General features: G+C 28.1%; 2 protein-coding genes. Both read right to left on the reverse strand.

The annotated features are described in order from the left end of the window. Positions 1-74: 74 nt before the first annotated feature. Positions 75-509, reverse strand: coding sequence for a hypothetical protein (locus PGZ10_RS16430; protein WP_233509629.1), 435 nt, complete (start codon positions 507-509; stop codon positions 75-77). Positions 510-670: 161 nt separating this feature from the next. Next, a complete protein-coding gene (locus PGZ10_RS16435) occupies positions 671-2,110 on the reverse strand; it encodes a bifunctional aminoglycoside N-acetyltransferase AAC(6')-Ie/aminoglycoside O-phosphotransferase APH(2'')-Ia (RefSeq protein WP_001028144.1) in 1,440 nt (479 codons plus the stop codon).

Consider the following 2,110-nt stretch of genomic DNA (forward strand, 5'->3'; position numbering starts at 1 on the left):
TGTTGGCTTCCATGTAGCAGCGGTTTTTGCTGGGATTATTCAGTTGAATTTTTAGCACGACAAACTGGAATTTGTCAAAGAGGATTATTCCAATATTCCACAGTATTTCTATTTACATCATAAAAAGTAATATTACCCGCATTTATAGGCAAGACAATCGCAAAAGGTTTATTGCGGTCAATATCAACCACTTGAATTGTGTTGCCATCATCTATTTCAAGTTGTTGCACCTGCTGTTGATTCATAGAAATAAATGCTCGTTCATTATATCCCTCTACAGTAAACTCCACAATTCCTCTTTGAATCCCCGAAAGAGTTCCACCTCCACGGAAAAAATATCCGAAGGAAAGTCCTGGACGATTGACATAGACGGAAAAAGAATGGTCACTCAAATCCTGAGGGTAAGAAATATATGCAGCCATCGTGCTGGAAACGCTTCCATCGACCGTCCAATCATCCTTAATCTTCTGCGACGAACGAATATCTGCCTCCAGCTTAGATGAAGTCACGCCGATCTCATTGTTCGTATAAAGAAAACAAACAAATAAAATACAAGCAAGAACAACCCCTATCACAATTTTAAGAAATATTTTTTTCCTTTATTATTTTTCATTTTTTTAAACTATTTAATACTAATGTCTTTTATAATAGCTTTTCATATATTATATAATCAATCTTTATAAGTCCTTTTATAAATTTCTTTTCTACCATTTTCGATAAATTCCTGTTTAATATTTTTAATTCCATAAACAATAGTTTCAATAGGATAATATTCTTCAACTATATCTTGATATTCTTTTGCTTTCTCAATATCTATATTTCCATACATTCTTAATATATCTTCTCCAAAATTTGTTCCTATTTCTTCTTCACTATCTTCAAGTAAGTATATAAAATCACAATATTCATCTATAATTCCAGAATCTCCAAAATCAATTATTCCAGTTAATCTATTATTGCCATCTAACAATAGATGATTACAACTAAAATCATTATGGCATAAACACTTTTTACCCTCAAAAACTGTTGTTGCATTTAGTCTTTCCATAAAACTTTCTATATAATCTTTTTCTATATCAGTTAAATCATTATAAATAGTTTCACGCAACAATATATACTCTTCTAATACATTTTGTTTATTATCAATAGTACATTCACTAATATCTGTATAATCTAAACCGTGCATTTGTCTTAAAAAACTGGCAATATCTCGTTTTAACAAATTTTGTTCTTCTTCTGACATAGTAGAATAAATTTCTGGTGTTAAAAAAGTTCCTTTAATTTCTTTATAACCTAGTATAGATAATTCATCACTAATATACGAATATTCAATATTAGGAATTTTTACATTAGTTTCTAAATTTGTATTTAAAAAATTATATATTGCTTTTTCTTTTGCATAACCTTTTTTCTTATTAGTACTAAATTTTGTTTTAAAAATGTATTCATTATTAACTAAATATGCCACACTATCATAACCACTACCGATTATTTCAATACTATCTACTTTGAAATTATCAAAGTAATGCTCAATTAAATATTTCATTGCCTTAACATTTGTGGCATTATCATCATATCTATATTCCATTAAATAACAATCTTCTTTTTTGCCCTCGTGTAATTCATGTTCTGGCAAATCTTCAATAATTCTAAAACCAGATTTTTGGTATGCCCTTATTGCTCTTGGATTATTTTTATGAGGGTCTAAAATAACTGCATTAGCATTTCTTTCTTTTTTCAAAAATTCAAAAATCAATTTAATATATCTTGTACCAATTCCTTTACTCCAATAATTTGGCTCTCCTATAAATTGATCCATACCATAGACTATCTCATCAGTTTTTGGATAATGATAATCAGTATATAACTCATCATACATTTTATATATTTGTCCATATCCAATAGGAACATTGTTATATTCAATAATTACTCTAAAAACTTCATCTTCCCAAGGCTCTGTATAATGTTTTTTTAATGATTCTAATGTATATTTTTTATCTCTACCACCATAAAATTCTAATACTCTTTCATCAGTTAACCATTTTAACATCAAAGGAAAATCATCATCTATTAAAGTTCTTATACATATTTCATTTTCAACTATATTCAT

This window comes from Coprococcus sp. AF102-57, from assembly GCF_027686195.1.
GTDB classification, from domain to species: domain Bacteria; phylum Bacillota; class Clostridia; order Lachnospirales; family Lachnospiraceae; genus Allocoprococcus; species Allocoprococcus comes.

Coding starts and splice junctions, on each gene's coding strand:
- PGZ10_RS16435 (WP_001028144.1), bottom strand. CDS start 2,110: ATGAATATAGTTGAAAATGAAATATGTATAAGAACTTTAATAGATGAT.